1 rRNA gene is annotated in these 278 nt (G+C 51.1%); it reads left to right on the top strand.

Annotated features, from left to right (window positions below):
* Positions 1-17 precede the first annotated feature (17 nt).
* Positions 18-278 (top strand): 16S ribosomal RNA (locus AB9F29_RS22590); the annotation flags it as partial.

The raw sequence follows: 278 nt of genomic DNA, 5'->3' as shown, positions 1-278 counted from the left end.
AGGTCGCAAGATCTTTTCAACTTGATAGTTTGATCCTGGCTCAGAACGAACGCTGGCGGCACGCCTAACACATGCAAGTCGAGCGCTTCCCACCAACTTCGGTTGTGGTGAGGAGCGGCGGACGGGTTAGTAACGCGTGGGAACATACCCTTCACTAAGGAATAGCCACTGGAAACGGTGAGTAATACCTTATACGCCCTTCGGGTGAAAGATTTATCGGTGAAGGATTGGCCCGCGTTAGATTAGATAGTTGGTGGGGTAATGGCCTACCAAGTCTA

This window comes from Falsihalocynthiibacter sp. S25ZX9 (assembly GCF_041205405.1).
In the GTDB taxonomy this organism is placed as follows: domain Bacteria; phylum Pseudomonadota; class Alphaproteobacteria; order Rhodobacterales; family Rhodobacteraceae; genus Falsihalocynthiibacter; species Falsihalocynthiibacter arcticus.
The sequence above is the reverse complement of the archived record's forward strand: the minus strand, read 5'-3'. Positions and strand labels throughout refer to the sequence as shown.